Below are 24,063 nucleotides of genomic sequence, written 5' to 3'. Positions count from 1 at the left end.
CTGCGGAGGAGGACGTCACAGGGACCAGCCCCGGCGCGGGGCGCCCTATCCTGTCAGGGTGAAGATCCTCGTCCTCGGTTCGGGTGCCCGTGAGCACGCCATCATCACGGCTCTCCTCGCGGAGGAGGAGCACCACGAGATCATCGCGGCGCCCGGCAACGCCGGCATCGCGCGCGACGTCGAGGTCATCCACTTCGACACGAACAGCCCCCGGCTGGTCAGTGACTTCGCGGTGGAGCAGGGCATCGAGCTCGTCGTCATCGGCCCCGAGGCGCCCCTGGTCGCCGGAGTCGCCGACGCGCTCCGCAAGCGCCGCATCCCCACCTTCGGCCCCGACCGGGCCGCCGCCGCACTCGAGGGCTCGAAGACCTTCGCGAAGCGCGTGATGGACATGGCCCGCGTGCCCACCGGCCGCGCGACCCGCGTCTCCACCCTGGTCGACGCCACCCGCGCCATCGACGAGTACGGACTCCCCTCGGTCGTCAAGGCCGACGGCCTCGCCGCGGGCAAGGGAGTCCTGGTGACGGAGTCGCGCAGCGCCGCGATCGCGCACGCCGAGTTCTGGCTGCAGTCCGGCGACGTCCTCATCGAGGAGTTCCTCGCCGGCCAGGAGGTCTCCCTCTTCCTCCTCTCCGACGGCCACGACGTCGTCCCCCTCTCCCCCGCGCAGGACTTCAAGCGCCTGAGCGACGGCGACGAGGGGCCGAACACCGGCGGCATGGGCGCCTACTCCCCGCTCCCCTGGCTCGCCGACCGCTGGGAGAGCGAGCGCGCCTTCGTCGACGAGGTGATCGACACGGTCGCCATCCCGACCATCCGCCAGCTCGAGCGCGAGCGCACCCCCTTCGTCGGACTCCTCTACTGCGGCCTCATCGTGACCGACGCGGGCCTGCGCGTGATCGAGTTCAACGCCCGCTTCGGAGACCCCGAGACCCAGGTCGTCCTCCCCCGCCTCGCCTCCCCGCTGTCCGCGCTGCTGCACGCGGCGGCCACCGGCGCGCTCGCCTCCGTCCCGTGGCCCGCGTTCACGGACGAGGTCGCCGTCACCGTCGTCCTCGCGAGCGAGGGCTACCCCGAGAACGCCGTCACCGGACGGACCATCACCGGACTCGACGCGGCGGCGGACGTCCCCGGCGTCACCATCGCCCACGCGGCGACCCAGCTGGTCGACGGGAGCTTCGTCGCCACCGGCGGCCGCGTGCTCAACGTCGTCGCACGCGGCGCCGACTTCGCCGAGGCGCGGGAGCGGGCGTACCGCGCGCTCGACCTGATCCACCTCGATGGCGGACTGTATCGGAGCGACATCGCGGCGAAGGTCGCGCGGTAGCGCGACCTTCGCCGTGATGTCGGCCACGCCGCTCCCCGCGCGGCGTGGCGCGGTCGACTGGGAGAGTGGCCGGGTCTCGGAGACCGGGGAGCGATCGGCGCGTCCGACACGCTCGGCACGCGTTCCGGTCGACGCCTCGAGGGTGGCCGGGGGTGGGGTGGATCCGCGCTCGGACTCGGACCTCCGCGACACGGGCTCGCGGCGGAGGTCGGTCGCCTCGCGGGGGGCGGGTCAGGCCAGGGTGCGGAGGGCCTCGGCGAGGTGGGGGTGCGCGAAGGTGAAGCCGGCGTCCTCGAGGCGGGCGGGCACGACCCAGCGGGACTTGAGCAGGAGCTCGGACTCGGTGCGGAGCAGGAGCGTCGCGGGCTCGAGGACGAAGCGCGGAGCCGGCACGCCGATCCGGCGGCCGACGGCGGCGCGGAGCAGCCGGGAGAGCTCGGTGTTGTCGCTCGGATTCGGCGACGCGAGGTTCACCGGCCCGTCGAGGGTCGACTCCTCGAGGAAGCGGATCGACCGGTGGACGTCCTCCACGTGGATCCAGCTGAAGTGCTGACGGCCGCGGGTGCGCCGGTGCTCGTGGTGCACACCGGCCTCGCGGCGGGCGCGCGTCGAGGGCCACGGCCCGTCGAACTGCGGACCGCCGAGCCCGAGCCGCGCCAGCCGCAGCAGGATCGCCGTCGCCGGACCGTCTCCGAGCACGATGGACATCCGCAGCGCCACGCGCCGCACGCCGGGCGTCTCCCCGGCGAAGAACTCCGACTCCCACGCCCGCGCCACGTCGACCGAGAAGCCCTCGCCGAGCACGCCCTCGTCCTCGGTGTTCGCCCGCTCCTCCTCGTGCCGGTAGATCGTGGCCGTGCTCGCGTTCATCCAGACCGGAGGAGGAGTCGCGGCCGCCGCTACCGCGCGGTGCAGCTCCGCGGTGGTCGCCACGCGCGAGCGGAGGATCTCGGCGCGGTTCGCCGCGGTGTACCGGCAGTCGACGCTCTTGCCGGCCAGGTTCACCAGGAGGCGCGCACCGTCGAGGACCCGGGTGATGCCGGCGGTGTCGCCCCAGCGCGCGTCCGGCCCGGAGCGGCCGATCCTCCGCACCGTCCAGCCGTCTGCGGTGAAGCGGCGGGCGAGGTCGGTGCCGAGGAAGCCGCTCGCTCCGGCGAGGACGACGACGGGGCCAGCGGTGCTGCTCATCGCCCCATCGTGCCGCACCGACGCGGCGGCGGTGTTCCGAACGAAGGAGGAACGCCCGCGAGCGACTGGTGTCAGGCGGATCCGCCGCAGTGGAAGCACTTCCTTCCTTCGTTCGACACCGCACGGCCGAGGTCCCCGGCGCGCAGAGCGGGTCAGAGCAGACGCGCCGCCTCGAGCGCACCCGCGAGCCGCTCCGGGAAGCCGGGCGGCACCTCCGCGGGCAGGGCATCGACCGGCCACCAGGCCACGTCGTCGCTCTCGTCGCTCACGATCAGTGGGGCGTCGGGATCGGCGAGAGCGCCGTAGCCCACGTCCCAGTGGCGGGCGCACCGGCCGAAGCCGCTGCCGAGCCCGTGGCGGTCGAGATCCAGCGGGAGCTCGCCGAGCGGGCGGAGCCGAGCCAGGCCGCTCTCCTCCCGCGCCTCGCGGAGGGCCGCGGCGGCCACGGAGCCGTCGCCCGGCTCGACATGACCGCCGAGCTGCACCCAGAACCGGCCCTTGCGGTGGAAGCAGAGCAGCACCTGCGCCAGATTCGGCGAGAGCACGAAGCAGCTCGCCGTGACGTGCTCGGGGCCGCCGTCGCGCTCGAGCGCCGACTCGCCGCGCTGCTCGAGGAACGCCAGGTACTCGTCCCGCAGGTCCGCGAGCGCGCCCGCGTCCCACTCCCGCAGCTCGCCCGCCAGCCGCGTCCCTCGCTCCCCCGTCACGCGAAGGACCCTACCTCCCCTCCGCGAGATGCCACTTCGGTGCGCGACACGCCGTGCGTGGCGTACCGAAGTGGCATCTCGCGGGAGAGGAGGAGGGACGGGAGCGTCAAACGGAGAGGCCGGAGAGGCCCTCGCGGTCGACGCGGCGGTGGAAGCGCATGCCGGCGAGACCGCCGAGCACGGCGCCGACCAGCGCGACGACCAGGGCGGCGAGCGCCGTCACGACCGCCGCGGCCGTGGCGTCGCCGGCGTCCAGGGGGATCGTCGGGAAGCCGCTCACCGCGGAGAGCGCCTGGCTGCCGCCGGTGATCGCCGAGACGATGCCCACGACGATCGCGACGACGACCGCCCAGGCCCACACTCCGACGCCCTGCTTCGCTCCGCTGAAGCGGGCCATGCGGCCTGCCACGTAGCCGCCGCAGTAGTAGGCGACGAGGAGGATGACCAGCAGTGCGATCGCGCCCGCCCAGCCGAACGCGGCGGGGTCGGCCGCGAGGTCGCCGGTGACGTCCTGGGTGCCGATGACGGCGGCCCCGATCGCGGTGACGAGGGCGGTCAGGAGGACGGCGAGTCCGGTGGCGGCGAGCCAGCCGAAGAAGGCGCAGCCGATCTTGAAGCCGCCGAAGCGGTCGCGCTCGCGCTGGTGGATGTCCTTGCGCGCGGCCGCACGGGCCTGCTTCGCCTCGGCGGAGTCGGGGTCGACGGGCGCGCGGTGCTCGGGAGCCGAATGCGCGGAGTCGGAGCGGTCCGTCGAAGCGGAGCGGTCCGTCGAAGCGGAGCGGTCCGAGGAGGCGGAACGGTCCGGAGTCGCGGAGCGGTCCGTCGCCGCAGCCGCTCCCGTGTCCCCCGCGGAGTCGATGCGCGCCGTGCCGCCCGCCGCCGAGCCCTCTGCCCGTCGCGGCAGTCCGCCGTCAGCCGGATCCCTGTCTGTCGTGCTCATGTCGAACCTCCTGGCCGAGCGCCCCGAAGAAGGGCGACACGCTCAGTCAAGACCCAGGGAGCCCTCGGTGTCGCGGGCTTGACGACACGACGGAGCGGTCCGGGCGTCAACCCCCTGCGCCCCCTCCCTCCCACCCGCTTGCATGGAGGGACCGACCGACGACACGAGAGGGAGAGTCATGACTCCGGAATCCCCCGAGCAGACACCGCCCGGCACCGAGGCCGAGCTGACGCCGAAGGCCGACCACGGCGAGACCACCTACCGCGGCACCGGCCGCCTCAGCGGCAAGGTCGCCCTCATCACGGGCGGCGACAGCGGCATCGGCAAGGCCGTCGCGATCGCGTTCGCGCGCGAGGGCGCCGACGTCGCGATCTCGTACCTCGACGAGCACGATGACGCCGAGGACACCGCCAAGTGGGTCCGGGAGGCCGGCCGCGAGGCGCTGCTCCTCCCCGGCGACCTGCAGGACCCGGCGCACTGCCGCGCCGTCGTCACCGAGACCGTCGAGCGCTTCGGCCACCTCGAGGTGCTCGTCAGCAACGCCGCCTTCCAGATGAGCCGCGAGAGCGTCACCGACATCCCGGACGAGGAGTGGGACCGCACGATCGCGACGAACATCAGCGCCTACTTCCACCTCGTGAAGTCGGCGCTGCCCCACCTGAAGGAGGGCGCGTCGATCATCGCGACGAGCTCGGTGCAGTCCGACCAGCCGTCGTACCAGCTGCTTCCCTACGCCGCCACGAAGTCGGCGATCCTCAGCCTCACCGCCTCGTTCGCGCAGGCGCTCGGCGAGAAGGGCATCCGCGCCAACTCGGTCGCGCCCGGCCCGATCTGGACGCCGCTCATCCCCTCGACCATGCCGGAGGAGGCCGTCGCCGAGTTCGGCGAGCAGGTCCCGCTGGGCCGCCCCGGGCAGCCGGCCGAGGTGGCCCCCGCCTACGTCCTCCTCGCCTCCGACGAGGCGAGCTACATCAGCGGGTCGACGATCGCCGTCACCGGCGGGAAGCCGATCCTCTGATCAGGCTCCAGGGCACCGCTCACCCGCAGGATTCCGCGATAGGTTCCTGCGGGTGAGTGTGCACATCCGCAGCATCGAGACGGCGGTGCCGACCACGGTCCTGCGCCAGTCCGAGGTGCGCGACCTCTTCGCGTCCCAGCCCGCGATGACCCGGCTCGGGTCCCGCCTGATCGGCGCGGCCTTCGACGCGTCCGGGATCGACACCCGCAGCACGGTGGTCGACGAGCTCGACCGGGTCGAGCGGGAGGGTGCGAGCGTCTTCTACGACGCGGGGAGCGGCCTGGTGCTCGACCCGGGGACGGCCGCGCGCAACGCCGTCTACACCGAGCGCGCTCCCGAGCTCTTCACGGAGGCGGCCCGCCGCGCCCTCGCGTCCGCGTCGATGACCCCCGAGGACGTCACCCACGTGGTGACGGTCTCCTGCACCGGCTTCTACGCCCCGGGGCCCGACTACCAGCTGGTCCGCCGCCTCGGCCTCGCGCCCTCGACGCAGCGCTTCCACCTCGGCTTCATGGGCTGCTACGGCGCCTTCCCCGGTCTGCGCGCCGCCCGCCAGTTCTGCGAGGCCGACCCGGAGGCGGTCGTCCTCGTCGTCGCGGTCGAGCTGTGCACCATCCACCTCACGAGCTCCAACGACCCGGAGCAGATCGTCGCGACCTCCGTCTTCGCCGACGGCGGTGCGGCGGCCGTCGTCACCGCCCGCGAGGCCGCGCCCGGCACCCCGGTGCTCGAGCTCGACGCGCTCGCCACGACGCTCACCGACGAGGGCGAGACCGAGATGGCGTGGACGATCGGCGACCACGGCTTCTCGATGCGGCTGAGCACCTACGTGCCCTCGATCATCGGAGCGAACATCGAGGCGGCCGTCGCCCCGCTGCTGGCCGGCGCCGAGGTCGAGCGGAGCGACGTGCAGCGCTGGGCGATCCACCCCGGCGGCCGCAGCATCCTCGACAAGGTGCAGGCCTCGCTCGCCCTCAGCGACGAGCAGCTGGCCCCGTCGCGCGAGGTGCTGCGGACCAACGGCAACATGTCGAGCGCGACCGTCCTCTTCATCCTGCGGCGCCTGCTGCACGGCGAGGCGGCCGACGGCGAGCGGATCGGCGCGATGGCGTTCGGCCCCGGCCTCACCGTCGAGCTCGCGCTGCTCACCAAGCGGGGCGGGGAGTGACTCCGCGAGCCCCTCTCGCGCCGGACCTGCGCCACCGCGAGGTCTCCGAGCAGGAGCTGATGGACGACCCGGACTGCGACCGCACCCTGCTCGACGCCACCTACGCCCGCTTCGGCACCGTGAACCGGCTGGTCTCGGGGTGGCGTGGCCTCTACCGCTCGCGCCTGCGTCCGCTGCTGCGGTTCGACGAGCCGTTCCGCCTGCTCGACATCGGCTCCGGAGGCGGCGACGTCGCCCGCTCCCTCGCCGGCTGGGCCCGCGAGGACGGCCTCCGCCTGGCGATCACCGCCGTCGATCCGGACGAGCGCGCCTCCGCCTTCGCCACGTCGACGCCCGCGCCGCCCGGAGTCGAGTTCCGCCGCGCGAGCAGCGCCGACCTGGTCGCCGAGGGCGAGCACTTCGACCTGGTGACCTCCAACCACGTGCTGCACCACCTGTCGCCGGAATCACTCGCCGACCTGCTCGCCGACAGCGAGCGCCTGGCCCCGCGCGCCCTCCACAACGACATCGAGCGCTCGCGGCTGGCCTACACGGCCTACCTGCTGGCGACGCGCCCGATCGCGGCCGGCTCGTTCCTCCACTACGACGGGTCGCTGTCGGTGCGGCGCAGCTTCACCGCCGCCGAGCTGCGGGCGGTGGCGCCCGAGGGGTGGCGGGTCGAGCGCGCGGCGCCCTACCGGCTGCTGCTCGCGCGGGGCGAGGTGTGAGGACGCGGCGGAGGGCGAGCGCGTCCGGTCCGCTCTGGCTGCGCGCCGCCGCTGTCAGCTACTCCGCCAACTGCGCCCTCGGCACCGCCGTCGCCGCCGGCGCTCTCCGCACGGGCCGCTGGCACTGGATCCATCACGCGCTCTACATCTGCACGTCGACGCTCACCGCTCTGGCCTGGGCGACGCTGCGACGGTCGGACACCCGCGCCGCGTCCGCGCTGGCTCCCGCCGCCGTCCCGCTGGCGGTGATCCCCTTCGCGGGGACGCACGGACGTCGGCACCCGGCGATCGCGCTGGCGGCGGCTCCGTTCGTGCTCGCCGCTCTCGGGCGGACGCGGCGGCCGGCGCGGCGCCGAGGAGTGCTCCAGTGTCTCAGGGCCGGGTCAGCCCTGCGCTGACGCGCCCCGGCTTCTAGCGCGGGGGCTCGACGTCGCGGTCGGGGTCGGAGCGGTACGAGCGCAGCGCCTGCCAGCCGGCGATCGCGAGGATCAGCGCGCCGCAGAGCATCGTCAGCAGGTTCGGCACCGAGAAGCCGCTGCCCACGACCGAGTTGATGCCCGCGCCGAGCACGAACACACCTCCGAGAAGGTAGAAGATGACCCTCGTCTTCACCGTTCCACCGCTTCCCTCGAGCCTGCACAGGACCCTCGATGCTACCGCGCGCGCCCCGGGCCGCCGCCGCTCCCCCCTCTGCGCGATCGGTCGGGGCAGGATCGAGGCATGGAGTTCCTCGATGTCGTCCGGCGCCGGAAGACCACCAACGGCGCGTTCCTGCCCGACCCCGTCTCCGAGGAGCACCAGCGGCTCCTGATGGAGGTGGCCGGCCGGGCGCCCTCGCAGCTCAACAGCCAGCCGTGGCGGTTCGTGCTCGTCGAGGAGCGCGAGACGATCGACCGGATCGCCGCGATCAGCGGCGAGAGCATGACCACCGCGATGTCGAACGGCACGTTCTTCGAGCGCTACAAGCCCTACTTCCGCTTCAGCAGCGAGGAGATGGAGCAGCGGCGCGACGGGATGCTGTTCGACAAGCTGCCGGCTCCGCTCCGCCCCTTCACGAAGCAGGTCTTCACGAAGCGCGGGCAGTTCCTGATGAACTCCCTCCGCGTCCCGCAGACGCTCGGTGAGGAGAACCGCCGGCTCGTCGCGGGATCGCCGCTGCTGCTCGGGGTGATGCTCGACCGCTCCGAGTACCGGCCGGGCGAGCTCTCCTCCTTCTACTCGGTGTTCAGCATGGGCGCCGCGATGGAGAACGTCTGGCTGAGCACGGTCGAGCTGGGGATGGGGATCCAGTTCGTGTCGTTCCCGATGGAGGTGCCGGGAGCGTGGGCGCGGATCGAGTCGCTGCTCGCCGTGCCCGACGAGCTGGAGCTGATGGCGGTGTACCGGCTCGGCTACCTGCCTCCGGAGCAGCGGCGGCCGGCGATCGACTGGTCCTCGCACCAGCGGAAGCTTCCGTCGCAGTACGTCTTCCGCGGCACCTGCGCGACTCCGCAGGAGGGGTGGGACGCGCCGGCCGGGCCGTGACGGGATCCTGAGCGGCGCGGCCGGCAGCCGGAGGTGCCCGCGCTCGCTCCCGGGCCGGCCCCGGCCGACGGGAGATCCGCGACGGAGCATCGACTCTCGCTACATGCGTCGGCTAACGTGGCGCCCAGCACGCCCGGCAGTGCTACGTCCCGTCCGCGGGACTGTCAATGGGGGTCCGGCGTGTCTCCCGCCCGATTCCCCGCACCGGGGTCCGAGCGGATACCGTCCCCCGAGGAGCCGTCCGCCAGGGTCGGCCCGATGAACGAAGGGGGCCCGTGGCCACGCTCATCTACGGACCGCAGAACCTCGAGATCGAATTCGAGGAGCGCGTCCTCGCGCACCTGAAGGTCGCCGTCCTCTCGAAGCTGCGCCGCAACGAAGCCTTCTCGCTCTCGTGGATGGAGGACGCCTCCACCGGACACGGCCGGAGCTCCGTCTGGCTGCACCCGTCGGTGCCGCTGCACTTCCGCTTCACCGAGGCGCACCAGCCCAAGCTCAACCGCGCGTGGATCGAGCAGATGCTCAGCGTCGCCAGCATGCACGGCGAGCTCTCGGTCCTGCCGGAGCCCGAGGAGCAGCGCCAGGGCTCCTGAGCTCCTGAGCTCCGCCGCTCCTGGGCCCCGCTGCCCCCTGATCGCACGGCCGTCAACCCCGTCCCCTCTGCGGGGGACGCGAAGTACCGTCGAGAAGACGTCCCCGGAACCATCGGCGGACGTCGACGGACGGAGACGACCATGACGGACACCGCGCGAGCGACCGGCCTGCCCACCCTCACCCCGGTGCGGACGCTCCGCAAGGAGCAGCCGATCGAGCCGCGCCGCGTGCCGGACTCCGTCTCCGTCGGCTCCCAGCCGGTCATCGGCTGCCGGATCGACGTGAGCGGCCGCTCCTTCGTCGTCGAGCTCGACATGGCCGGCATCTTCCTGCGCCAGGTGCGGAGGAGCCTGCGCGAGGGCCAGGGCGGACTCGTGCTGCTGCGCCATGTCGACGGGATCGAGATGATCCCGTTCTCGCGCGCAACACCGTTCGACGTCTCGGACATCGTCTGCCCCGAGGGCGTCGAGCCCGCGGACGCCCGCTCGGCCCTGGGGCTCCGCGACCGCTGATCAGCGACGGGCGGGGTGCTCCGCCCCGCGCCCGCCGCTGAGCGGGATCAGGCGGGGAGCGAGGCCTCGATCAGGTCGACGATCCGCGGGTCGTCGGGCTCGACCGTCGGGCGGAACCGGTGGACCGTGCCGTCGGCCGTGATCAGGAACTTCTCGAAGTTCCACTTCACCCGGCCGGCCTTGCCGTTCTCGTCCTCCGCCTTGGTGAGCTCCGCGTAGAGCGGGTGCGCCGAGCGGCCGTTGACGCGGACCTTCTCGAACATCGGGAAGGTGACCCCCCAGGTCGTCGAGCAGTACGCCTTGATCTTGTCCTCGTCGCTCAGCTCCTGGAGGAACTGGTTGCTCGGGAAGCCGAGGACCGTGAATCCGCGCTCCCCGTAGCTCTTCTGCAGGGCCTCGAGCTTCTCGTACTGCGGGGCGAGGCCGCAGCGGGAGGCGACGTTGACGATCAGCCGCACGGGCGGGTAGTCGGCGAGGGTCGACGTGGTGCCGTCGATCGTGGTGAGGGGGATGTCGGCGATCGTGTCGGGCACGGAGGGCTCCTTCGGACGTGGTGCGTCGACGCTACTCCCCGCCGCCGAGGGAACCCCGAGTCGTGGAGGCGGCTCGCTGCGGGTTCCCGCGACGGTCCGGGGTTCCCTCCGCGCGCGCCTGCCTCCACCATGGGGGGATGGCCGCCTCGCAGCAGATCGTCTCGGTCGGCGGGCGGAGGCTGCGGCTGACGAACCTCGACAAGGTCGTCTACCCGGAGACGGGCTTCACCAAAGCCGATGTGCTCTCCTACTACGCCTCCGTCGCCTCCGCGATGCTTCCCCATCTCGCGCGCCGCCCGGTCACCCGGAAGCGCTGGGTCGACGGAGTGGGCACCGCCGAGCATCCGGGCGAGGTCTTCTTCGAGAAGAACCTCCCCTCCTCCGCCCCCTACTGGCTGAGCCGGACCCGGCTCGCGCACTCGTCGCGCGACGTCGAGTACCCGCTGGTCGACGACGTCGCCGGGCTCACCTGGCTGGCGCAGCAGGCGGCGCTCGAGCTGCACGTCCCGCAGTGGCGGGTGGGCTCCGACGGCGAGCGCCGTCCGCCCGACCGCCTCGTGCTCGACCTCGACCCGGGCGAGGGGGCGGGCCTCGCCGAGTGCGCCGAGGTCGCGTTCCTCGCCCGCGACCTGCTGGAGGGGATGGGGCTGGCTCCGCTGCCGGTGACCAGCGGGAGCAAGGGGATCCACCTCTACTGCCCGCTGGACGCCTCCGCCTCCAGCGACCAGATCTCGGCGGTCGCGCACGAGCTGGCGCGCGCGCTCGAGTCGGACCACCGCGACCTCGTCGTCTCGGACATGAAGAAGACCCTGCGCGAGGGCAAGGTCCTCGTCGACTGGAGCCAGAACAGCGCGGCGAAGACGACCATCGCCCCCTACTCCCTCCGCGGGCGCCTCCGGCCGGCCGCCGCCGCGCCCCGGACGTGGGAGGAGCTGGGCGCCGAGGACCTGCGCCACCTGTCGCCCGACGAGGTGGTGGAGCGGCTGCGGAGCGACGGCGACCTCCTCCGCCCGCTGCTCGCCACCCGGGGTGCCGGGCTCGAGCCGACCCCGGAGCGGATGGCGGGCTTCGCCGCGACGGACGCCTCCTCCGACCGCCTGGCGACCTACCGCAGCATGCGCGACGCGTCGAGGACGCCGGAGCCGGTGCCCGAGGCGGGGTCGGCGGGCACCTCCTCGGGCGACTCCTTCGTCATCCAGGAGCACCACGCGCGGCGCCTGCACTACGACTTCCGGCTCGAGCACGACGGCGTCCTGGTCAGCTGGGCGGTGCCGAAGGGCCCGCCGCTGGAGGGCGACCCGAACCGGCTCGCGGTGCAGACCGAGGACCACCCCCTCGAGTACGCGACCTTCGAGGGCACGATCCCGGCCGGGGAGTACGGCGGCGGCGAGGTGCGCATCTGGGACGAGGGCACCTACGCGCTCGAGAAGTGGCGCGAGGGGAAGGAGGTGATCGCGGTGCTGACCGGCCGCCACGACGGCGGGCTCGGTGGCGAGCCCCGCCGCTACGCCCTGCTGCACACGGGCTCGGGGGAGGGCGCCGAGAAGAACTGGCTCCTGCACCTGATGGCGCCGGGTCCCGCTCACGGGCACGGGACGCAGCGACGGGGCCGGGCGGCCGCGTCCGCCGCGTCGCCCGCTCCCCGCCCCGCACCCTCCGCCGACCGCCCGGCCGAGGACTCCGCCCCGCGCCGCCACCGCCCCATGCTCGCCACGGCCGGACGCCGCGGCGACGTGGACCCGGGGGCCGCGATCGAGATGAAGTGGGACGGCTACCGCGCTCTCGTGCGGGTGCAGGGCGGCACCGCGACCCTCACGAGCCGCAACGGCAACGACCTGACCGCAGCGTTCCCCGATCTGCTCGCCCCGCTCGCCGAGGCCGCCGCCGACGCCGTGCTCGACGGCGAGATCGTCGCCCTCGACGCTCGCGGGCGCCCCGACTTCGGCGCCCTGCAGACCCGCGGCGGGCTGACGAAGCCGCGCGAGATCGAGGCGGCCGCCCGGTCCACTCCGGTGCACCTGATGGTCTTCGACCTGCTCGAGCGCGCAGGAGAGGACCTGACCGGGAGCGACTACGACACCCGTCGCTCGGCACTGGTCAACCTCGTCGCCGAGAACGAGCGCGTGCACGTCCCGTCCGTGTTCGACGGCGACCTGGAGGAGGCGATGGCCACCAGCCGCGCCCTCGGCCTCGAGGGCGTGGTCGCCAAGCACCGCGACTCGCGCTACCAGGAGGGCAGCCGCTCGCGCGACTGGATCAAGCTCACCCACCACCGGCTGCAGGAGGTCGTGATCGTGGGCTGGCGCGAGGGCGACGGCGGCCTGCAGGGGTCGGTCGGGGCGCTGCTGACCGCGATCCCCGGCGAGGACGGGCTCGCGTACTCCGGCCGTGTGGGCACCGGCTTCAGCGACCGCGAGCGCCGCGGACTGGTCGACCGCCTGGCCGAGCACGCCACCGAGGAGCCCGCCGTCTCCGTCCCTCCGCTCGAGTCGCGCGGCGTGCACTGGGTGTCGCCCGTCCTGGTCGGCGAGGTCCGCTACCGCGAGCGCACCGCCTCCGGCACCCTCCGCCAGCCGGTCTGGCGCGGCTGGCGCGCCGACAAGGCCGCCGCGGACGTCCGCGTGGAGGAGCCGGGCAGCTGACCCTCCGGTCTTCCGACGGAGAGGCCCGGGAACGCGGCGCGCGCCGGCGATCCGCTGCGCCCCCGGCACCTCAGTCCAGGCGCACCCCGCGCAGCAGGAGGAGGGTCGCGCCGACCGCGGCACCGGTGCCGATGAGGACACCGCCCGCTCCGGCCGCCGCCGCGAGGACGCCGAGGAGGCTGGGCAGGGCGATCAGCCCGAGGCGGTTCCCGGCCAGGCGCAGCGCGAGGGCGCGGCCGTGGCGGTCGGCGGGGGTGCGCTCGATCAGCCAGGACATCGTGATGGGCTGGCCGATCCCGAGGCCCAGGCCGAGGGCGGCGACCGCGACGAAGAGGAGCACGGTCGGCGCGGGCAGGGCGACCAGCACCAGGCAGAGCGCCGAGATCAGGATGCCGCCCACCATCACCCGGGTGCGCCCGAGCCGGGCGGTGGCCGCGCCGAGGAGGAGCCGCGAGGCCATCGACGCGAGCGCGCGCACGGTGAGCAGGGCCCCGACGACGCCGGCCGGGAGCCCGCGCTCGGCGCCGAGGGCGGGGAGGTAGACGACGGTCAGGTCGACGGCGGCGACGACGGTCGCGCTGGTCAGCAGGGCGCGCGCGAGGCCCGGCACCCGGAGGAGACCGAGCGTCGAGCCCGGAGCCGCCGCCCCTTCCGCCGCGGGTCCGCGCGGGGACGGGCTGCGGATCCCCGCCGTCGAGACGAGCAGCAGCACCGCGAGGATCCCGCCCACGAGGAACAGCGGCGCCGGGTCGGGCCGCACCGAGCCGCCCGCGAGCACCGGGATGAATGCGGGCCCGATCGCCTGCCCGAGCGACGCGGCGAACGTGTAGTAGCCGAAGCGGCTGTCGAGCCGCGTCCCTCCGGTGCCGCCCGCGACGACGGTCTGCTGCCCGACCACGCAGCCCAGGTGCCCCGCGCCGAGCAGGGCGATGCCGAGGAGCAGCCCCGCGACGCTCCCGCCCGCCAGGAGCAGCACCGCGGCCGCTCCCACCGCGACGAGCGAGCCGACGGCCATCACGGCCCGGGCGCCGACCCGATCGACCAGCCCGCCCACCGGCAGCGCGATCAGCAGCGGCACCAGCGCGAACGAGGCGCCGAGCGCCCCGAGTGCCCAGGCCGGCACGTCGAGCCGGATCGCCTGGTAGACGGCGGCCGGCCGGAGCAGGAACGCGACGGCCTGGATGAGCACGGCGTGCGCGAGCAGGGACGGAGTCGCCAGGCGGTTCCGCACGCGCGCTCCTTCCCGCGGCGCTCGGCCGAGCACCCGCTCCCCCATCCTCCTCCCGGTGCCGCCACCGACCCGCCCTGGCACGCCCGTCCTCCCGCCTCGAGAACGGGCCTTCCGGCTCAGCCCTGCGGCGGCGGCGAGGGGAGCGCGTGCGCGGGCAGGGTGCCGAGGCGGTGCCGGCCGCGGAGGAGGAACCAGGCCAGGCCGATCCCGACGACCGCGGCGATCACGACGACCGCGCTCCAGCGCAGCTCCTCCCCGTAGACCTCGACGCGCGGCCACGCGAGGTCGACCGTCATCGCCGCGCCCCAGAGCACCGCGACGACGTTCACCGGCAGGCCCGCGCGGCCGAGCGAGAAGCGCCCGGGCGCGGCTGCGGGCCACCGGCCGCGGAGCCGGGCGATCAGCAGCGGCACCGTCACCAGCAGGTAGGCGAGGTAGATCAGGATGACCGCCACGCTCGTCACGGCCGTGAAGATCGCCGGCGTCCCGATGTTCACGACCAGGATCAGCACCGCGAGCACCCCCACGACCAGCGCCGGCGCCATCGGGGTCCCGCGCCGCGGTTCGACGCGGGCGAGCACGCGGCTGCCGGGCAGGGCGTTGTCGCGGGCCATCGCGAAGATCAGTCGGATGGCCGCCGTGTGCACCGCCAGCGCGCACACTGTGATCGCGACGACCACGCAGAGCAGGAGGACCGATCCGAGGGGGCCGCCGAGCACCTGCAGCACGATCCGCTGCAGCCCGCCCGACGCCTGCCCGAGCGCCGGGTCGGCGAGGTCGGGCGCCGAGAGGATCCCCAGCAGCAGGATGAGGCCGCCGAGGACGAAGGAGGCGGTCACCGCCCGCAGGATCGCCGCCGGCGCGGTCCGGCGCGGATCGACCGTCTCCTCGCCGAGCGAGCCCGCGGTGTCGAACCCGTACATCACGTACGCCGACGCGATCGCGGCGATGAGGAACGCGCCGGCGTACCCGCCCGGCGTGCTCCCGCCGTAGCCGCTGGTGTCGAGCAGCACGGTCGGCGGATGCACCACGTTCACCGCGAGCACCGCCACCAGCAGCACCGCCGCGACGAGCTCGATCAGCACGCCGACGCTGTTGATCCGGGCCATCAGGCGCACGCCGCGCGCGTTGACCGCGGTGGTGAACGCGATCAGCAGCGCTCCCCAGACCACCGCGCTCACCCCCGCGGAGCCGCCGAGCTGGAACCCGCTCCAGATCTGCGGGAGCGTCGCCTGGTACGCCAGCACGACGGCCGCGAGCGTGACCACGGAGGCGGTCGCCATCAGCCAGCCCGCCAGCCAGCTCACCGTCGGACCGGCCAGGCGCTTGCTCCAGTTGTAGACGGAGCCGGCGACCGGGTAGCGGGCGGCGAGCTCGGCGAAGCACAGCGCCACCATGAGCTGCCCGGCGAACACGATCGGCCAGGACCACCAGTAGGCGGGACCGCCGAGCGCGAAGCCGAAGGAGAAGAGCTGGAACGTGCCGGTCAGGATCGAGATGTAGCTCACGCCCGCGGCGAAGCTGCCGAAGCGGCCGATCCCGCGGGTGAGGGAGGGGCGGTACCCGAACTCGGCGGTCCCGTCGTCGACGTCCTCGGTGGTGCTCATCGGGCTCCCCCTCGCGGGCGCGCTCGTCGCACCGAGGTCAGGATGCCAGCCGCCGCCCGGCCGCACGACTCCCCCGTCCCGGGCGTCCGCCGGCGGGTGCTCAGCGCTCGCCCCGCTCCCGGTGCACAGGACTCGGGCGGCCCCCGCGGACGGGAGCGGCGTCAGCCGTGCGCCGCGAGCCGGGTGCGCTGGGGCACCAGGAGCTCGAGCAGCTCCTCGACCCCGTCGACCCGCTGCGGCTCGACCGGGTGCCCGGGTCCGCACGGCTTGTAGGCGGGCGGATCCACGTTCAGGACGTGCCCGACGGGCCGCCCCTTCTCCCAGACCGTGAGGAGGAAGGCGCCGTCCCGCTCGTCGGGGGCGCCGATCTCGAAGACCCGGCCGCGCACGATGGCGCACTGCGGCTCCTTGCGCGCGAGGCGCACCCAGAAGGGATGGTCTCCGGTCATGGTGTCCGTCCTCCCCGGCCGACCCGCGGCCGTGCCCGTAGCGGTCGACCGGTGATCGTGTCGTCGGCGACCCGCAGGGCCACGGTACGTCCGCCTCCCCTCAGCCGATCAGGGGGTTCACTGCGGAGCCTCGCAGTGGTAGCGGACGCCGGTCGCGCCCGGACGCGCACGACGGGGAACCACTCACTGCTCGTAGGAGTCCTCGTAGCCGGCACCACTGGTCAGCTCGCCGTCGCCGGGTTGCACGGGATGCTCGCCGGTGAGCGCGTCGATCCGCTCGCGCAGCCGTGCCACCTCCGCCGCGTTGTCCGGTTCGGGCAGGTCGCTCGGCGTGGTCTCGACGATGAGGGCGGCCGCGGCGTTCACGAGGAAGGTGGCGTCGACCGTCCCGCCGTCGGCGCCGATCCCCGTGTACTCGACGGAGTCGGCCGCGCCCTTCGAGGCGAGGGCGACGGCGTACTCGACGAGTGCGTCGGCCGCCTCGTCCCCCACCAGGATCGTCTTGTCGGCGAAGAGGATGTGCTTCATGCCGCCCATGCTCGGCAACGCCGGCTGCGTGGAGGGAGGAGGTTGACAGATGACCGCCGCTGACGGAAGACCTGGACAGATCGAGCAGAGAATGGCAGACCCGGTTGTCGGATCCGTCCGGTCTGCGGAAGGGTGGAGGCAACGGCGGGCGTCTGCCTGCCGGAGATCAGGGGCTGGAGACGCTGATGGGGAAGCTGCACTACGACGGGACCGTCGAGATCGACTTCGAGGACCGCGTGCTCGCGCACCTGCAGATCGTCATCACCGCGAAGCTGCGCCGCAACGAGTCGTTCCTGCTCAGCTGGCGCGACGATCACAGCATGGGCGACGGCCGCAGCGCGATCTGGATCCACCCCTCCCACGCGCTCCGCTACAAGTACTTCGGCGGCCGGATGCCCCGCATCAACCCCGCCTGGATCTCCGCGCTCACCGACCTCGCGAACTCCGCGGGCGGGCTGTACGTGATCTCGGAACCCGCCGAACCGGTGCGTCCCCCGGCGAAGGGCGACCAGCTGTGAAGCGCATCGACCTGATCTACAACGGCACCGCCTACACCGTCAACAACAGGAGCCTCGAGGAGTTCCGCGCCGAGGTCGAGGCCGCCCTGGCCTCCCCGACCCCGCAGTGGCTGACCGTCAACTACGGCGAGGGTCGCGCGAACCCGGCGCTCCTCCTCATCACGCCGTACACCCCGCTGTCGATCATCACGAACGACTTCGACAAGCTCAACGCAGAGTACGAGTAGCGGCGGACCTCCGGGAGGTCAACCACGTCGTCCGGTCGATCCGCGCCCCGTACCGTCAGGCAGGACCTCGTCGACGTCGTGCGCGGACCCCGCACGGCGACACCCGATCGACACCGCCCGCGCCCCGGCGCGCAGAACAACGGCCGCGGACACCCGGCCAGGAGCCGTGATGACAGATCCCGCCTTCGCCGTCCTCGACGACCTCATCGCCGCCCTCGAGCGTCCCGGCTCGATCGACCCCGGCCTGAGCCGCTCCGTCGCCGTGCAGGCCGCCGTCCTCCGGCTCCCGTCGCCCCGCACCGCGCACCGTCCGCGCCCGACGAGCCGCTTCACGGGCCGTCGCCTCGTGCGCCCGGGCAGCGCAGCCAGGCGGGCTCCCGCGCGTCACCGTGTCGTGGTCCCCGCCGGTCCGGGGGAGCGTCGCTCCGTGCGGAGCCGACGGCTGAAATGGGCGCGGTGACCGACTCCGACGCTCTCTGCGACCCGTATCTGCGCGGGTATCCGATCGACGGCGTCGCGATCTCCACGCTCGGCAGCCCCTTCGGCGGCGAGACCGTCGCCGCGAGCGACAGCACCGCGAGCCGGCTGGACGAGATCCAGATCGACCTCGGCGAGGGCCCGTGCTGGGAGGCGATCCGCGCTGCCGGCCCCGTCTCGGTGCCGGACACCGGCGCGGAGGAGCGCTGGCCGCTCTTCACCGAGGCGATCGGCCCCACGGCGGTGCGCGCGGTCTTCGCCTTCCCGCTCTCGATCGCGGGGCTCTCGATCGGCGCGGTCGACCTCTACTCCCGCCGCCCCACGTCGCTCAGCGACTCCCTCCTCGGCCGGATCAGCGCCTCGACCACCGCGACGGCGCTGCTGGTGCTGGCCGCGGTGCTGCGCGACAACGAGGTCGAGGAGAGCACGAATCCGCGCTCGCGACGCGTGGTGCACCAGGCGACCGGCATGATCATCGCGCGCTACGGCAGCACGGCCGAGGAGGCGCAGCTGCTGCTGCGCGCCCACGCCTTCGCCCAGCAGCGCTCCGTCGTCGATGTCGCCTCCGGCATCGTGGCCCGGCACGACGGGTTCCCCGACCGCCCTCTCACCGCCCAGGACGACACATGGTGACGAACTCCCGCGAGCGCAGCGTCATCCAGACGTTCGTCGCCCTCTCCGACACGCTGGTCGCCGACTACGACGTCGTCGACTTCACGCAGACCCTCGTGGAGAGCAGCGCGACCCTCTTCGACGCCGTCTCGGCGGGGCTCGTCCTCGCCGACTCCACCGGCTCCCTCGAGGTGCTCGCCTCCACGGACGAGGACACCCGGCTGATCGAGCTGCTCCAGCTCGACAGCGGATCGGGCCCGTGCATCCAGTGCTTCGAGACCGGGCGGCCTGTCATCGTCGAGGACGCCCGCGCCGTGGGCGAGGAGTGGGCGGAGTTCCGGACGCTGGCGGTCGAGCTCGACGTTCTCTCGGCGCACTGCGTGCCGATGCGCTCGGCGGGGACGACGATCGGCTCCCTCAACCTCTTCCAGGCCCGGCCCGGCCGGCTCGATCCGGACGACATCGCGGTCGTGCAGGCGTTCGCCGACGTCGCGACGATCGGGATCCTGCACCAGCGCGCGCTCCAGCAGAGCACGGTCACCCAGGAGCAGCTGCAGCACGCGCTCGACAGCCGGGTGCTGATCGAGCAGGCGAAGGGGATACTCGCCTACGCCCACCGCACCACGGTCGAGCAGGCCTTCGAGGTGCTGCGGGTCCGCGCGCGAGCGACGTCGACCCCGATCACGACGCTCGCCCAGGAGATCATCCGCGACTACCGGCGCTGACGCTCCGCGCCAGCGGAGCAGGAGCGGGGCGGATCCGCGCCGGCGGCGCCGCGGCTCGGAGCTCAGTACTCGTTCTCGAGCTCCCACGTCGCGCGGGGGTCGACGTCCGAGGCGGGCACCGGACCGCCGGCGCCGTCGAGCGCGTCGAGGCGCTCGAGGATCTCGTCGCTCGACTCCGCCGCTGCGCTGCCGCTGCCCGCGACCACCAGGGGGACGCCGAGCCCGACGGTGAGCGTCACGACGGAGGAGGGGGCCGAGTCGTCGGCGACGCTGACCGTGCTCATCCGATGCTGCTGCGCGAGCGCGAGCGAGTAGCGGACGACGGCGTCGGCGGTCGCGTCGTCGAGGGAGAGGGAGCCACCGGTGTGGAAGAGCGTCGTCATGGTCAATTCCTCGCAGGGCAGGCGGATGGGCATGGTTCCGTCACCGGGGGCCAGGATGCGGTGCGCTCACGCTACGCCCCGGGCGCTCGCGGGTGCAGGTCTTGCGCCGAGGCGCGCCCCTGTCGCATGGTTCGCTCCCGACGCCGGAGCAATTCCCCCATGGCTCTGAGGCGGCTCACATGTTAACGTGAACACACGCGTCGGTCCCCTCGGCTCGACGCATCCCTCCCCTGAAGGAAAGGTCTCGACGATGAGACGACGCTCCCCGGAGCCCCCTGCCGCCGCGCCTCGGCGCGGCGTGCGATCCCTCTTCCTCTCCGCTCTCGCCTGCACGAGCGTCGCCCTCACCGGCGCTCTCGTCCCCGTCTCGGCGCAGGCCGTCGACGTCCCGGCGCCCACCGCGCACTACGACATGTCGCACGCCGGCTCGGCCCTGCTCGACATCTCGGGCAACGGACGCAACGCCACCCTGACCGGCCTCACCGACGCGTCCTTCGCGAACGCCGGCGGCGACCAGGTCGCCCGGTTCAAGAACGACGGCTACGCGAGCCTCCCCCAGGGCCTGGTCACCGGAGCCGACAACGCCTTCGCCGTCGAGTACACGGTGAAGACGCAGACCACCGCCAACCAGTTCGGCTGGGTCATCGGCGACGGCGTCGGCCCGTGGAACACCACGCAGCTCGGCAACCACGTCTTCGTGAACCCGCGCAACCCCGACGGCTCGCCCAGCGGACAGGTCCTCGCGGGCATCCGCGTCAAGGAGCCCACCAGCAACGGCGAGACCCGCATGCCGTTCGGCGGCACGCTGAACCCCGGGTTCACGACGCTCACGCTCGTCGGCACCGGCACGGGGTCGAGCACCGTGCTGACGCTCTACCGCGACGGCACGCAGATCTCGACGGCGAACACCACGAAGTCGATGGCGAGCATCGTCCCGACCGGGTCCACGCTCGGCTACCTCGGCCGCTCGCTCTACTCCGGCGACGCGCTCGTGACCGCCGACGTCACCGACGTGAAGTTCTGGGACACCTCCCTCACCGCCGAGCAGGTCGCCTCGAGCATGCCGACCGCCGCGGCGAAGGCGTCCGCGACCTCCGCCCTGCTGCGCTCGGACATCCAGCCCGTCCTGCTGGCCGGCAACCCGTCGCTGACCCAGGTCTCCTCGAACCTGACGCTGCCCGCCTCCAGCAGCGGCGTCCCGCTCACCTGGACCTCCTCGAACAGCGCGGTCGTCTCGGCCACCGGCGTCGTCTCGCGCTCGATCGCGCAGAACACCCCGGTCACCCTGACGGCGACCACCGCCCAGGGCGCGACGATCGCCTTCGAGGTGGTCGTGCTCGCCCCGAGCATCAACGACGACCTCGACGCGCTGAAGCTCGCCACGCGCACCACCGAGAACCTCCCCCTCGCGGTGAAGGGCGCCCGGAACGGCACCGACATCACCTGGACCTCCTCGGACCCGGCCCTCGTCACGCCGACGAACACCTCCTACGCGGCTCCGGCGGTCGGCGCGGCCGACCCCTACCGCGGCGGCGGCGTCGTCACCCGGCCGGCCTACGGCTCCGGGGACAGGACAGTCACCCTCACGGCGACGGCCACCCTCAACGGCGTCACCGAGACGCGCGCCTTCACGCTGACGGTCGCCGAGCTCGGCCGCACCGCTCCCGACGCGGGCTACGCCTCGGCGTACTTCAAGTCGGACGGCGACGAGAAGATCTACCAGGCCGCGACCTCGGGCAACGACTTCTTCACCTTCTCGCCGGTCAACGGCGGGAAGGCGGTCATCACCTCGACGACCGACACGAAGGGCCTGCGCGACCCGTTCATCCTCCGCTCGCACAACGGCGACAAGTACTACATGGTCGCCACCGACCTCTGCATCTCCTGCGGCACCGGCTGGGGCGACGCCCAGTCCAAGGGCAGCCTGAAGATCGAGGTCTGGGAGTCGACCGACCTGGTGCAGTGGACCCGCACCAACGGCGCCGACACCGGCATCACGGTGAACCAGCCGGCCGCCGGAATGACCTGGGCGCCCGAGGCGTACTGGGACGACGCCCTGCAGTCCTACGTCGTGTTCTTCTCCTCGCGCCTCTACTCCGACGCGACGAAGAGCAACAACGACAAGCTCTACTCCCGCGTCTTCTCCGTGATCACCCGCGACTTCCGCACCTTCACCGCTCCTCCCGCCACCTGGCAGGACACCGGCTACGCGCGGATCGACTCGACGATCACGAAGATCGGCGACTACTACTACCGCTTCACCAAGAACGAGGAGGGCGGCGCCGCCGGCACCCTCGAGGCCGGGAAGGACATCTTCCTCGAGAAGTCGAAGGTCCTGACCGCCGGGACGACCTTCTCGAACTGGAGTGCCGACCCGAACACCACCTGGCAGCTCACCGACACTCGGATGACCTCGCTCGAGACCGGCCAGGCCGGTGAGGGACCCGAGATCATCAAGCTGAACGCGGGCGACCCGAACGACACCACCGGCACGGGCGACGGCTACGCGTTCCTCGTCGACAACTACGGCGACGGCGGCTACAAGGCCTTCCTCACCTCCGGAGCGGCCATCGCCGGCAGCTCGCAGACGAACCGCCTCTCGCAGTCGGCCGACTGGAACGTCTCGCCCAAGAGCCGCGCCGGCCTCCCGGCCAGCCCGCGGCACGGTGCGTTCGTGAGCGTCCCGCAGACGGTCCTCACCGCCATGAAGAACTGGACCGGCGTCACCGCCGTCGACTCCACCACGACCCTCACCGCCGACGGCCGCACGGTCACGGCGACGGTCGCGGCGGCCGACAGGGGCGACGTCGTCGGCTCGGTCACCTTCACCGGCGGCTCGTGGACCTCGACCGTCCCGCTCTCCGGCGGCTCGGCGAGCGTCTCGGTCCCGGCGGACGTGACCGGCGTCACGGCCTCCTACACCGGGTACGCGGACAAGCTGGTGCGCACGTCGGTCTCGGCCGCCGTCCCGCTGGACACCCTCGAGCTCGTCCCCGCCGTCGCCACGCGCTGCGTCGCCGGCAAGATCGTGCTCACCGCGACCGTGAAGAACACCGACACCACTGCCGCGGACGTCACGATCACCTCGGCCTACGGCTCGAAGTCGTTCACCGCGGTCGCTCCCGGCTCGTCCGCCTCCGCCGCCTTCACCACCCGCCTGGCCTCGATGCCGGCCGGCACGGTGACGGTGACCGGATCGGCGACCGGCCAGCCCGCGTTCACCGCGACGGTCCCCGTGGCCGCCGCGCGCTGCTGACGCACTGACGACGAAGGGCCCCCTCCTGCGCTCGCGCGGAAGGGGGCCCTTCGTCGTTCCCGGGTCAGACGGTGGGAGCGAGCAGGTCCGCGTGGTGGGCGGCCGCCACGTTCGGGTGGGCCCGGAGCCGGTAGCGCAGCGCGTTCTCGCCGTAGGTCTCGAGGATCGGCGCGTTCGTCGGGTCGACCGAGAGGCCGGACTTGAGCTCCTCGGGCAGCGGGAGCGAGGGCATGGTGGCCGAGAGCGCGGGATTGAAGAAGAACGGGATCGAGATCCGGTCCGTTCCGATCAGCGGCGAGATCACGCGGTGCAGCGTGGCCTTGAGGTAGCCGCCCGTGGCGAGCTCCAGCATCTCGCCGATGTTGACGACGAACGCACCCTCCATCGCGGGTGCCTCGATCCACGAGCCGTCGTGCTCGACCTGCAGGCCGCCCTTGCCGGGCTCGACCAGCAGCAGCGTCAGCACGCCGCCGTCGCGGTGCGCGCCCACGCCCTGCTTGGGCTCCGGGTCGGAGGTGCCCGGGTAGCGGACGACCTTCACCAGCGAGAACGGCCGCTCGGCGAACGCCTCGTCGAACACGTCCTCCGGGGCGTCGAGCGCGACGGCCCAGGTGCGCAGCAGTCGGATCGCGACCGCGGCGAGCTCCGCGTGCCAGCGCTCGAAGACCTCGCGGAACTCCGGCAGCGCCTCGGGCCAGAGGTTCGGCCCCTCGAGGCGCTCGTAGTCGGCGACGCCGGGCCCGGCGGGAACGGCCGGTCGGTCGATGCCGATGTCGACCTGCTCGCGGTAGTCGATGTCGCCGTTGGTGAGCTCGGCGCCGAAGCGGGTGTAGCCGCGGAACTGCGGGCTGAGGGTATTCTCGATCGCGAGCTTCTCCTCCTCCGGCAGGTCGAAGAAGCGGCGGGAGACGGCGACGACGTCGTCGAGGAGGTCCTGGGGCACGCCGTGGCCGACGAGGTAGAAGAAGCCCACGTCGTGCGTGGTCTCCCGGAGGTCGCGGCGGAAGGCGGCGGCCTCCGCCTCCCCCTGGTCGAGGCGGGACAGGTCGAGGATCGGCAGGGAATCGGTCATGCACCGACTCTCGCGCACGAACCTGCACAGCAGTCGATTGTTACGACAACCAAAACGGCGGGCCCCGCCACGCCGCGGAAGAGGGTTCCTCCGCGCCGCGACCGGGCCCGCCGTGAGC

At 73.1% G+C, this 24,063-nt stretch carries 25 protein-coding genes; 14 read left to right on the top strand and 11 right to left on the bottom strand.

The window, feature by feature from the left end:
* The first annotated feature begins 58 nt into the window (after nucleotides 1–58).
* Entirely contained in the window at nucleotides 59–1,327 is a 1,269-nt protein-coding gene (purD, locus tag GSU40_RS01225; protein WP_160033181.1) for a phosphoribosylamine--glycine ligase, read from the top strand.
* A gap of 231 nt (nucleotides 1,328–1,558) precedes the next feature.
* Here the strand turns inward: purD and GSU40_RS01220 are convergent, their stop codons facing one another.
* The 3 genes from GSU40_RS01220 to GSU40_RS01210 form a co-directional block, all read right to left on the bottom strand.
* Nucleotides 1,559–2,515, bottom strand: coding sequence for a DUF1731 domain-containing protein (locus GSU40_RS01220; protein WP_160033179.1), 957 nt, complete (start codon nucleotides 2,513–2,515; stop codon nucleotides 1,559–1,561).
* A 152-nt stretch (nucleotides 2,516–2,667) separates the two neighbouring features.
* On the bottom strand, nucleotides 2,668–3,222 hold the full coding sequence (locus GSU40_RS01215; protein ID WP_244229550.1) for an NUDIX domain-containing protein: 555 nt from the start codon (nucleotides 3,220–3,222) through the stop codon (nucleotides 2,668–2,670).
* A gap of 106 nt (nucleotides 3,223–3,328) precedes the next feature.
* Nucleotides 3,329–4,162: a hypothetical protein gene (locus GSU40_RS01210; RefSeq protein ID WP_244229549.1), complete on the bottom strand. Its 834-nt coding sequence runs from the start codon at nucleotides 4,160–4,162 to the stop codon at nucleotides 3,329–3,331.
* Nucleotides 4,163–4,340: 178 nt separating this feature from the next.
* Here GSU40_RS01210 and GSU40_RS01205 point away from each other — a divergent pair, with 178 nt between their 5' ends.
* From GSU40_RS01205 to GSU40_RS01195, 3 genes are read left to right on the top strand one after another with little or no spacing between them, the layout of a single operon-like run.
* Nucleotides 4,341–5,180: an SDR family oxidoreductase gene (locus GSU40_RS01205; protein WP_104233826.1), complete on the top strand. Its 840-nt coding sequence runs from the start codon at nucleotides 4,341–4,343 to the stop codon at nucleotides 5,178–5,180.
* A 52-nt stretch (nucleotides 5,181–5,232) separates the two neighbouring features.
* Nucleotides 5,233–6,348 (top strand): 3-oxoacyl-[acyl-carrier-protein] synthase III C-terminal domain-containing protein, encoded by a 1,116-nt coding sequence (locus GSU40_RS01200; protein ID WP_104250783.1) that lies wholly within the window; start codon nucleotides 5,233–5,235, stop codon nucleotides 6,346–6,348.
* On the top strand, nucleotides 6,345–7,055 hold the full coding sequence (locus tag GSU40_RS01195; protein WP_244229548.1) for a class I SAM-dependent methyltransferase: 711 nt from the start codon (nucleotides 6,345–6,347) through the stop codon (nucleotides 7,053–7,055). Before GSU40_RS01200 ends, GSU40_RS01195 begins: the two co-directional genes overlap by 4 nt.
* Before the next feature lie 411 nt (nucleotides 7,056–7,466).
* On the opposite strand, the gene GSU40_RS01190 is transcribed toward GSU40_RS01195, so the two are convergent.
* The gene (locus GSU40_RS01190; RefSeq protein WP_104223776.1) at nucleotides 7,467–7,667 is read right to left on the bottom strand and encodes a hypothetical protein; all 201 of its coding nucleotides are present in this window, start codon (nucleotides 7,665–7,667) and stop codon (nucleotides 7,467–7,469) included.
* A 108-nt stretch (nucleotides 7,668–7,775) separates the two neighbouring features.
* Here GSU40_RS01190 and GSU40_RS01185 point away from each other — a divergent pair, with 108 nt between their 5' ends.
* From GSU40_RS01185 to GSU40_RS01175, 3 genes are all read left to right on the top strand, one after another.
* Nucleotides 7,776–8,579: a nitroreductase family protein gene (locus GSU40_RS01185; protein WP_104256039.1), complete on the top strand. Its 804-nt coding sequence runs from the start codon at nucleotides 7,776–7,778 to the stop codon at nucleotides 8,577–8,579.
* A 275-nt stretch (nucleotides 8,580–8,854) separates the two neighbouring features.
* Nucleotides 8,855–9,172 carry a hypothetical protein gene (locus GSU40_RS01180; protein WP_244229547.1) on the top strand — a complete coding sequence of 106 codons (318 nt, stop codon included), beginning with the start codon at nucleotides 8,855–8,857 and terminating at the stop codon, nucleotides 9,170–9,172.
* Nucleotides 9,173–9,313: 141 nt separating this feature from the next.
* Nucleotides 9,314–9,685 carry a hypothetical protein gene (locus GSU40_RS01175; RefSeq protein WP_160033177.1) on the top strand — a complete coding sequence of 124 codons (372 nt, stop codon included), beginning with the start codon at nucleotides 9,314–9,316 and terminating at the stop codon, nucleotides 9,683–9,685.
* A gap of 47 nt (nucleotides 9,686–9,732) precedes the next feature.
* Here the strand turns inward: GSU40_RS01175 and GSU40_RS01170 are convergent, their stop codons facing one another.
* Nucleotides 9,733–10,218 carry a glutathione peroxidase gene (locus GSU40_RS01170; RefSeq protein ID WP_244229546.1) on the bottom strand — a complete coding sequence of 162 codons (486 nt, stop codon included), beginning with the start codon at nucleotides 10,216–10,218 and terminating at the stop codon, nucleotides 9,733–9,735.
* Nucleotides 10,219–10,355: 137 nt separating this feature from the next.
* Between GSU40_RS01170 and GSU40_RS01165 the strand changes: the two genes are divergently transcribed.
* The gene (locus GSU40_RS01165; RefSeq protein ID WP_160033176.1) at nucleotides 10,356–12,860 is read left to right on the top strand and encodes an ATP-dependent DNA ligase; all 2,505 of its coding nucleotides are present in this window, start codon (nucleotides 10,356–10,358) and stop codon (nucleotides 12,858–12,860) included.
* A 70-nt stretch (nucleotides 12,861–12,930) separates the two neighbouring features.
* Here GSU40_RS01165 and GSU40_RS01160 read toward each other — a convergent pair whose 3' ends face one another.
* The 4 genes from GSU40_RS01160 to GSU40_RS01145 all read right to left on the bottom strand — a co-directional run bounded on the left by GSU40_RS01160 (nucleotide 12,931) and on the right by GSU40_RS01145 (nucleotide 16,675).
* Entirely contained in the window at nucleotides 12,931–14,091 is a 1,161-nt protein-coding gene (locus GSU40_RS01160; RefSeq protein WP_159940156.1) for an MFS transporter, read from the bottom strand.
* 116 nt (nucleotides 14,092–14,207) lie between these two features.
* On the bottom strand, nucleotides 14,208–15,698 hold the full coding sequence (locus GSU40_RS01155) for an amino acid permease (RefSeq protein ID WP_160033174.1): 1,491 nt from the start codon (nucleotides 15,696–15,698) through the stop codon (nucleotides 14,208–14,210).
* 161 nt (nucleotides 15,699–15,859) lie between these two features.
* Nucleotides 15,860–16,147 carry a hypothetical protein gene (locus GSU40_RS01150; protein WP_104223782.1) on the bottom strand — a complete coding sequence of 96 codons (288 nt, stop codon included), beginning with the start codon at nucleotides 16,145–16,147 and terminating at the stop codon, nucleotides 15,860–15,862.
* 183 nt (nucleotides 16,148–16,330) lie between these two features.
* Complete coding sequence (locus tag GSU40_RS01145) at nucleotides 16,331–16,675, bottom strand: hypothetical protein (RefSeq protein ID WP_160033172.1); 345 nt, start codon at nucleotides 16,673–16,675, stop codon at nucleotides 16,331–16,333.
* A gap of 185 nt (nucleotides 16,676–16,860) precedes the next feature.
* Here GSU40_RS01145 and GSU40_RS01140 point away from each other — a divergent pair, with 185 nt between their 5' ends.
* From GSU40_RS01140 to GSU40_RS01120, 5 genes are all read left to right on the top strand, one after another.
* Nucleotides 16,861–17,193, top strand: coding sequence for an ATP-dependent DNA ligase (locus GSU40_RS01140; RefSeq protein WP_104223784.1), 333 nt, complete (start codon nucleotides 16,861–16,863; stop codon nucleotides 17,191–17,193).
* The gene (locus GSU40_RS01135) at nucleotides 17,190–17,420 is read left to right on the top strand and encodes a hypothetical protein (protein WP_104282666.1); all 231 of its coding nucleotides are present in this window, start codon (nucleotides 17,190–17,192) and stop codon (nucleotides 17,418–17,420) included. Before GSU40_RS01140 ends, GSU40_RS01135 begins: the two co-directional genes overlap by 4 nt.
* Nucleotides 17,421–17,589: 169 nt before the next feature.
* Nucleotides 17,590–17,880: a hypothetical protein gene (locus tag GSU40_RS01130; protein WP_160033170.1), complete on the top strand. Its 291-nt coding sequence runs from the start codon at nucleotides 17,590–17,592 to the stop codon at nucleotides 17,878–17,880.
* Nucleotides 17,877–18,530, top strand: a complete 654-nt coding sequence (locus GSU40_RS01125) for a GAF and ANTAR domain-containing protein (RefSeq protein ID WP_104351715.1) — start codon at nucleotides 17,877–17,879, stop codon at nucleotides 18,528–18,530. Before GSU40_RS01130 ends, GSU40_RS01125 begins: the two co-directional genes overlap by 4 nt.
* Entirely contained in the window at nucleotides 18,524–19,234 is a 711-nt protein-coding gene (locus tag GSU40_RS01120; protein WP_160033168.1) for a GAF and ANTAR domain-containing protein, read from the top strand. The genes GSU40_RS01125 and GSU40_RS01120 overlap by 7 nt, the downstream gene beginning before the upstream one ends.
* 62 nt (nucleotides 19,235–19,296) lie before the next feature.
* Here the strand turns inward: GSU40_RS01120 and GSU40_RS01115 are convergent, their stop codons facing one another.
* Entirely contained in the window at nucleotides 19,297–19,617 is a 321-nt protein-coding gene (locus GSU40_RS01115; RefSeq protein ID WP_104282669.1) for a hypothetical protein, read from the bottom strand.
* 298 nt (nucleotides 19,618–19,915) lie between these two features.
* Here GSU40_RS01115 and GSU40_RS01110 point away from each other — a divergent pair, with 298 nt between their 5' ends.
* Nucleotides 19,916–22,873 (top strand): immunoglobulin-like domain-containing protein, encoded by a 2,958-nt coding sequence (locus GSU40_RS01110; RefSeq protein ID WP_244229545.1) that lies wholly within the window; start codon nucleotides 19,916–19,918, stop codon nucleotides 22,871–22,873.
* A 64-nt stretch (nucleotides 22,874–22,937) separates the two neighbouring features.
* On the opposite strand, the gene GSU40_RS01105 is transcribed toward GSU40_RS01110, so the two are convergent.
* Entirely contained in the window at nucleotides 22,938–23,945 is a 1,008-nt protein-coding gene (locus tag GSU40_RS01105) for a 2-oxoglutarate and iron-dependent oxygenase domain-containing protein (RefSeq protein ID WP_160033165.1), read from the bottom strand.
* Nucleotides 23,946–24,063 lie beyond the last annotated feature (118 nt).

The organism is Rathayibacter sp. VKM Ac-2805, from assembly GCF_009834265.1.
GTDB lineage: Bacteria > Actinomycetota > Actinomycetes > Actinomycetales > Microbacteriaceae > Rathayibacter.
Note: the sequence above shows the minus strand (reverse complement) of the source record. Positions and strands in the feature narration are given on the sequence as shown.

Coding starts and splice junctions, on each gene's coding strand:
- GSU40_RS01165 (WP_160033176.1), top strand. CDS start 10,356: ATGGCCGCCTCGCAGCAGATCGTCTCGGTCGGCGGGCGGAGGCTGCGG.
- GSU40_RS01150 (WP_104223782.1), bottom strand. CDS start 16,147: ATGACCGGAGACCATCCCTTCTGGGTGCGCCTCGCGCGCAAGGAGCCG.
- GSU40_RS01145 (WP_160033172.1), bottom strand. CDS start 16,675: ATGAAGCACATCCTCTTCGCCGACAAGACGATCCTGGTGGGGGACGAG.
- GSU40_RS01130 (WP_160033170.1), top strand. CDS start 17,590: ATGACAGATCCCGCCTTCGCCGTCCTCGACGACCTCATCGCCGCCCTC.
- GSU40_RS01175 (WP_160033177.1), top strand. CDS start 9,314: ATGACGGACACCGCGCGAGCGACCGGCCTGCCCACCCTCACCCCGGTG.
- GSU40_RS01210 (WP_244229549.1), bottom strand. CDS start 4,162: ATGAGCACGACAGACAGGGATCCGGCTGACGGCGGACTGCCGCGACGG.
- GSU40_RS01120 (WP_160033168.1), top strand. CDS start 18,524: ATGGTGACGAACTCCCGCGAGCGCAGCGTCATCCAGACGTTCGTCGCC.
- GSU40_RS01105 (WP_160033165.1), bottom strand. CDS start 23,945: ATGACCGATTCCCTGCCGATCCTCGACCTGTCCCGCCTCGACCAGGGG.
- GSU40_RS01185 (WP_104256039.1), top strand. CDS start 7,776: ATGGAGTTCCTCGATGTCGTCCGGCGCCGGAAGACCACCAACGGCGCG.
- GSU40_RS01155 (WP_160033174.1), bottom strand. CDS start 15,698: ATGAGCACCACCGAGGACGTCGACGACGGGACCGCCGAGTTCGGGTAC.
- GSU40_RS01205 (WP_104233826.1), top strand. CDS start 4,341: ATGACTCCGGAATCCCCCGAGCAGACACCGCCCGGCACCGAGGCCGAG.
- GSU40_RS01140 (WP_104223784.1), top strand. CDS start 16,861: ATGGGGAAGCTGCACTACGACGGGACCGTCGAGATCGACTTCGAGGAC.
- GSU40_RS01115 (WP_104282669.1), bottom strand. CDS start 19,617: ATGACGACGCTCTTCCACACCGGTGGCTCCCTCTCCCTCGACGACGCG.
- GSU40_RS01220 (WP_160033179.1), bottom strand. CDS start 2,515: ATGAGCAGCACCGCTGGCCCCGTCGTCGTCCTCGCCGGAGCGAGCGGC.